This window comes from Paucihalobacter sp. (assembly GCF_036825875.1).
GTDB lineage: Bacteria > Bacteroidota > Bacteroidia > Flavobacteriales > Flavobacteriaceae > Paucihalobacter.
The window spans coordinates 1-5,926 of sequence record NZ_DAISXK010000071.1 but is presented as its reverse complement, the minus strand read 5'-3'; the positions used below and the strand labels follow the sequence as shown (position 1 = coordinate 5,926).

The 5,926-nt window shown below is 34.9% G+C and carries 8 protein-coding genes; 4 read left to right on the top strand and 4 right to left on the bottom strand.

From position 1 onward, the window contains the following. Positions 1 to 46: 46 nt before the first annotated feature. The 3 genes from mnmD to V7Z48_RS13130 are packed head-to-tail and all read right to left on the bottom strand — an operon-like array spanning position 47 to position 1,648. Entirely contained in the window at positions 47 to 718 is a 672-nt protein-coding gene (gene mnmD / locus V7Z48_RS13140) for a tRNA (5-methylaminomethyl-2-thiouridine)(34)-methyltransferase MnmD (RefSeq protein WP_334114060.1), read from the bottom strand. A gap of 1 nt (position 719) precedes the next feature. Then, the gene (locus V7Z48_RS13135; RefSeq protein ID WP_334114059.1) at positions 720 to 1,145 is read right to left on the bottom strand and encodes a hypothetical protein; all 426 of its coding nucleotides are present in this window, start codon (positions 1,143 to 1,145) and stop codon (positions 720 to 722) included. Further along, a complete protein-coding gene (locus tag V7Z48_RS13130) occupies positions 1,145 to 1,648 on the bottom strand; it encodes a DUF4920 domain-containing protein (protein WP_334114058.1) in 504 nt (167 codons plus the stop codon). Before V7Z48_RS13130 ends, V7Z48_RS13135 begins: the two co-directional genes overlap by 1 nt. Positions 1,649 to 1,757: 109 nt before the next feature. Between V7Z48_RS13130 and V7Z48_RS13125 the strand changes: the two genes are divergently transcribed. Further along, a complete protein-coding gene (locus V7Z48_RS13125) occupies positions 1,758 to 2,828 on the top strand; it encodes a branched-chain amino acid aminotransferase (protein ID WP_334114057.1) in 1,071 nt (356 codons plus the stop codon). A 226-nt stretch (positions 2,829 to 3,054) separates the two neighbouring features. Here the strand turns inward: V7Z48_RS13125 and V7Z48_RS13120 are convergent, their stop codons facing one another. Further along, positions 3,055 to 3,441 (bottom strand): nucleoside triphosphate pyrophosphohydrolase family protein, encoded by a 387-nt coding sequence (locus tag V7Z48_RS13120; RefSeq protein WP_334114056.1) that lies wholly within the window; start codon positions 3,439 to 3,441, stop codon positions 3,055 to 3,057. Positions 3,442 to 3,583: 142 nt separating this feature from the next. Here V7Z48_RS13120 and V7Z48_RS13115 point away from each other — a divergent pair, with 142 nt between their 5' ends. The 3 genes from V7Z48_RS13115 to V7Z48_RS13105 form a co-directional block, all read left to right on the top strand. Further along, positions 3,584 to 3,769 carry a hypothetical protein gene (locus V7Z48_RS13115; protein WP_334114055.1) on the top strand — a complete coding sequence of 62 codons (186 nt, stop codon included), beginning with the start codon at positions 3,584 to 3,586 and terminating at the stop codon, positions 3,767 to 3,769. A gap of 145 nt (positions 3,770 to 3,914) precedes the next feature. After that, entirely contained in the window at positions 3,915 to 4,460 is a 546-nt protein-coding gene (locus V7Z48_RS13110) for a hypothetical protein (protein ID WP_334114054.1), read from the top strand. 1 nt (position 4,461) lies between these two features. Then, positions 4,462 to 5,926 (top strand): histidine kinase (locus V7Z48_RS13105; protein WP_334114053.1); only part of this gene is annotated, 1,465 nt, incomplete at its 3' end.

The following is a 5,926-nucleotide window of genomic DNA, read 5'->3' as shown; positions in this document are numbered from 1 at the left end:
TGAATGTTAAGAGCGCTTTTTGTGCGCTCTTAACATTTGACTTGTTTCACTTCGTCGAATGCTTTGCTGCGCGAAGCATTTCCCTCTTTCCTGGTGGGCCTGGAAGTCTTTCTACTTTAAATCCTGCGGTTTGCATAGCCCGTCTTACACTGCCTTTGGCTGCGTAAGTAACTAAGACACCATCTTTTTTTAAGGCTTTATACATGCTAACAAACATAGCTTCATCCCAAAGTTCTGGTTGAACACGCGCACCAAAAGCATCAAAATAAATGAGATGGTAGGCTTCCACATCTACGATTTCGTCAAAGAATTTCTGTTGCTTAGTGAGTTTGAAATTTGTGGATACCTCTGTGGTGACTTCCCATACAATTCCGTGCATTTGCCAAAAATAATCAGCTTTGGATTCTGCATTCAGAATGGAAGGATAATTGAGCTGAAGTAACTCTTCCTCTAAAACAGGGTAGGCTTCTACACCGACGTAATTTATTGTAAGGCCTAGTTTCTCAGCTTCTAAAAAGGTGATAAATGCATTCAATCCTGTACCAAATCCTATTTCTAAAATATGGATTTCAGAGGTTGTGACAACGTGCAATCCATTTTTAATAAACACATGCTGCGCCTCTTGTACTGCACCGTGAATGGAATGATACTGCTCGTTCCAATCTTCTATTTGAATGGTTTTGGAACCGTCGGCGGTAGTTATAATATGACGTTTCAAATTACTGTATGCGTAATTTCTTTATGCGTGGAATAGGTCCAACACACTCCGTTTGATGACAAGAAATACAAACATCCACCACCTTATTAAAATTTTGGATTATTAAAGTTGAATCTGTTGTATTATGAAAATCTTCTTGAACTTTTAAAAACACTTCTGAAAAACTATTAAAAACTGTGTTGCGACTCTTACCTTCGGTCATTTCAGCCTTGTGAATTTCAATAAAATCAATAGGGAAATGTGTAGGCCAATGTCCGTTTAAAATACTATCCTTAACAGCGAGATTATAATCGTACATCTCGTTCATAAGGGTTGCCATTTCTGATGGCTCATAAACGTCGAAAACAATCTTCTGAGCAACTTCTTTCTTGTTCTTTTCCTCGCAATTAAGAAAAACTAATAAAAGAAGTAAACTTATATAGCGCATTATTCCTTAATTAACACACCATCAGCTTCAAAAGAATAGGTGCGTTTTGGTTCGGTAATTTCAGCTATTTCTTCGGTTGATTTTCCAGCATCTTCTGCATAATGTCTTAACTCATCTACAGGCATTTCGTTTACAAAGGCTTTGCCATTCACAATAACGTCCATACCAGCAATATTCTTTGGCATAAAAAATCCGTAATCTTTGAATTTCACCATAATTTCTTTGTCATCTTCTAGGTTAAGACGCATCCAGCAACCCTTAGATTGACAGACTTCTTCAACTTTTGCAATAACTTTGGTATAAACCGTATCTCCAATTTTTAAATTGTTATAAACCTCTGTCATTTGAGTTGACGACAGCGCATCGGCATCGCTAATCTCGTCTCCAAAAGACGCATAGGCTATTTCTGCAGTAGTTTCAGCTTCAGGCTCTTGGTTGGACGATTTGTCTTTGCATGACCACAGCGTTAGTACAGCCAAAAGTGAAAAAATAATTGATTTCATAATGATGATTTAGTTTTATTGGTGTTACAAATGTAAAACTTTTAAGATAATCTTTTGTTTTAAATGCGCATTAAAATAAGTACTTTTGCAAGCATACCAATTAAGTATTATGACAAACTTAGACACTTTCAAAATAGACATTAGCAAAGCAAAACAATCTAAAATTGAACAAGTTGATTTTGATAATCTAGCCTTTGGACGCGTTTTTACAGACCACATGTTTGTGTGCGATTTTGTGGATGGCGTTTGGCAACAACCAAAAATTATGCCTTACCAAACACTCACTATAGAGCCATCGGCGCGTGTTTTACATTACGGCCAAGCTGTTTTTGAAGGTATGAAAGCGTATAAAGATGTACAAGGAAAGGTTTGGTTATTCAGACCAGACCAAAACTTTAATCGTATTAATAAATCGGCTGCAAGATTGGCTATGCCAGAGTTTCCACAAACTTTTTTCTTTAAAGGCCTTGAGGAATTGTTAAAAATAGACCATCAATGGATTAAGTCTGGTATTGGAAACTCACTGTATTTGCGTCCGTTTGTCATTGCTACAGAACCGGCAATTGCTGCTTCACCAGCCAATGCCTATAAATTTATGATCATCTGCTCACCAGCCAAAGCTTATTACACCGGTAAAGTTAGAGTACTTTTTGCTGAAAAGTATAGCCGTTCTGCCAATGGTGGCGTTGGATTTGCAAAAGCTGCAGGAAACTATGCCGCGCAATTTTACCCAACCAGTCTCGCACAAAAAGAAGGATTTCAGCAGGTAATTTGGACCGACGCCAATACTCATGAAAACCTTGAGGAAGCTGGAACGATGAATACCTTTTTTAGGGTGAATGACACCTTGTTAACAGCACCAATTAGCGATAGAATATTAGATGGCGTAACACGAAAAAGTCTGATTCAGTTGGCAGAAGATTTAAATATCAAATGCGAAGTGCGCACTGTTACCGTAAATGAAATTAAAACAGCCGCAAGAAACGGCGAATTAAAAGAAATTTTTGGCGCTGGAACTGCTGCAGTAATTAGCCCAATTGAAGCGTTTAAACATGGCGATGAAGTTTTTGAACTACCTGAAGTTAAAGACTCCTATGCCGATTTGCTAAAAACTTCCATGTTAAATATTCAACATAATTTGGCCGAAGACAAGCATGGCTGGCGATATGAGGTGAAATAGTCTTTTGAGTTGTGAGTGGGTAAGGTCTAAATTACAAATACCAAATACCAAATACCAAATACCAAATTCTGAACAAGAAGAAATGTATCCTGCAGAACACGCTGATTGGCACTGAGAAATTTCTGTGTATGTCTCCGAGATCAGCGGGAGAATCAAATGCGAATCTTACAAAAAATTCCAAACTCTGAACTCCGAACTCATAACTCTAAACTTTATGACGTTATTCCTATTTCTCTAAAATCCCCTTAATATCCGGTTTAAAATAATTCGGCCCTTTTAAAACCTTGCCATCTTCACGATAAATAGGCTCACCATCCTCACCGAGTTTACTCATGTTACTGCGTTGAATTTCATTGAATACTTCTTCTATTTTGTGCTGTAAACCGTGTTCGATAATAGTGCCACATAATATGTAAAGCATATCGCCAAGAGCATCAGCAACTTCAACCAAGTCGTCGTTATTGGCGGCTTCTAAATATTCTTCGTTTTCTTCACGCATCAATTTATAGCGTAACATATTTTTTTCCAATCCCAAGCTGGCTTTTGGTGTTTCTCGGTAACCTATTTTAAAAGCTGTGTGAAATTCTTTTACGGCATTAATGTGCTTCTTCATAAAACTAAAATCATTATTTTATCGTATATTAGAGTAAGTGCAAAATACAAATTTTAAGAGATTCATAAGAGAAATTTCATACATAAAATCGCTTAGGTTTTGTAAATTTGCAATCCTATTAAATAGTGTAAAAAATTGATATATGTTTACTAGTGGTCAAATAGCCTTTGGAATTGCCTTCGCAATTGCGTTCATTCTTGTCATGATTTACACCTATCGTAAAGATTTAAAACTTCACCGAAAATATTACAAAGGAAGCGTTTGGGTATTGATTGCCTTTATTGCTTTTATTGGATTTATTGCGGTTGTCAAATTTATTTTTATGTGATTCAACATTAGATTTTTATCTTAAAAAATCTTAATAATTCATTTTTATTTTCTAATTTAACACTCGATATGTACCTACTATCAGGCACATACCAATGTATGCTTGTTTTTCATTTTAACTTTATTTACTAAAACCGTGTTGCGTTATGACTACTAAAAATTTAATTTCTGTACTTATCCTTGTTACTTTAATACTTTTTCTTGGTTGCAGCGACTGCACCACATGTGAAGAAAAAAACAAATCCCTTGAGCAAGAATTAAAAACTACTCAAGAAGAATTGTCTACCATAAAAGCTAATCTCTCCAAAGAATTCCAATTCTACACAAAAATTTCAGAAGACTACGATTTTTGTGCAGATAATGAAGCTGTTCTTTCTCGTTACAACAATCACAACACCTTAACAGGCATTGCAAATTTTTCGATTGTGGTGCCTAAAGGCTCAGAATTAAAATTGATAAAGAAAAATAAAAACTTATTGGTTTATGAATGTAATGGAACCGTGAAGGATGAAGAACTTTGGATACTCCCACAAACCGTTGGTAATTTAACACAAATAAAAGGCGATTCTCTTACGATTGAAGTCATTTTCAAAAATTTTTACCAAAGATGCAAGAACGAACCTACACCGATTCAAGAAAAGAAAAAAACATCAGTCATAAACGGAGAACCTTTTGTTCCAAATATAGATTAGCTTGGAAAGAATACTGTTTTTAATAATATTCTTTACCGTTTTAATTTGCAATGCGCAATCAGATTCAAGCTACTATTATTTTAGTAGAACGACTCCTGATTATAAGGTGCTAAATAAAATTTCCGACACCAAAACACAAAACCTCAAGGATTACTACCAACTTGTGTATTACAGTAAAATTAGAGAAACTGATTCAATTCAATTTTTCTTAAATAAGATTGACAATCAAAAATCTCTTCCCGAAAATTTATCGGCAAGATTTACCTATTTTAAAGCATATTATTATCGTATCATCCAAAACGATTCGTTGAGTTTTAAATTTCATACAATGGCTTTGGAAAAAAGCAAACAACTTAACGACACGCTCAGTTTATTGGCTTCACTTTCAGGACTAGCACAATCCTATAATTACGAAGAAGATACGCCTTACCGCTTAGACTATTTAGAGGAATTAACTAGGCAAGCTAACAACTATAACAACAGCAATTATAAAATTATAGGGTCCTTTCTTAAAGGTAATTATTACTTATTAAGAGATGAAAATGACAAAGCTATTGTATTTTATAAAAAAACCTTTAATAATAAATTTAAAGAAGAAGACAGTTCCATTTTTATTAAAACACTTTCAAACATTGCTGTACTTTATAACGAAAACTTGAATATGCCAGACTCAGCCTTGGTATATTATGAAAAGGAACTCGATATTATTAATGGCAATAAAAAATTTCAATCAGCAAACAATTATTTTAGCACCTATCTCAATTTAGGTTCTATCTATAACCGTAAAAATAATTACGCAAAAGCTTTAGAATATTTACAAAAAGCAGATTCTGTTGACATAAACGAAACCGTTCTACAGAATAAAAGTATTTTAAAGGAAAGTTTTGCAAAAACTTATGCCAATTTAGGCGACTTTAAAAATGCCTTCCACAGCTACAAGGACTATTACAAGCTGACTGACAGCATCAATAGACGCACACTTGTTGAAGGCATCGCAAAATATGAAAACCAAGAATTAAGAATAAAAAACCTGGAAAGCGAGTCCAAACGCATTCAAAACAAAAATCTTTTAATCGGATCTTTAGCGCTACTAGCCTTTGGTATCATTACCTTTTTACTCATTCAAAAAAACACAAAGAAAAAGCAAAAACTCGCCGAACAAGAAAAAGCCCTCGAAAGCCAAAAATTAGTCACCGTTTTAAAAGAGCAAGAATTAATGGCTATAGATGCCATGATTGAAGGTCAGGAAAAAGAGCGCCAACGCATTGCTAATGATTTACACGATGATTTAGGCGGACAGATGGCTAATTTAAAATTACATTTTAGTGCTTTAAAATCAAACCCGACGACAGCGCTATTTAATAAAACCAACAATCTTATAGACGAAGCCTATTTAAAAGTTCGCTCAGTTGCGCATGCAAAAAACGCCGGTGTTATTGCGAAAGAAGGATTATTAAAGGCGGTTC

Excerpts from the sequence above, each read along its gene's own strand:
- V7Z48_RS13135 (WP_334114059.1), bottom strand. The coding sequence starts at position 1,145 with ATGCGCTATATAAGTTTACTTCTTTTATTAGTTTTTCTTAATTGCGAG.
- V7Z48_RS13130 (WP_334114058.1), bottom strand. The coding sequence starts at position 1,648 with ATGAAATCAATTATTTTTTCACTTTTGGCTGTACTAACGCTGTGGTCA.
- V7Z48_RS13125 (WP_334114057.1), top strand. The coding sequence starts at position 1,758 with ATGACAAACTTAGACACTTTCAAAATAGACATTAGCAAAGCAAAACAA.
- V7Z48_RS13120 (WP_334114056.1), bottom strand. The coding sequence starts at position 3,441 with ATGAAGAAGCACATTAATGCCGTAAAAGAATTTCACACAGCTTTTAAA.
- V7Z48_RS13115 (WP_334114055.1), top strand. The coding sequence starts at position 3,584 with ATGTTTACTAGTGGTCAAATAGCCTTTGGAATTGCCTTCGCAATTGCG.
- V7Z48_RS13110 (WP_334114054.1), top strand. The coding sequence starts at position 3,915 with ATGACTACTAAAAATTTAATTTCTGTACTTATCCTTGTTACTTTAATA.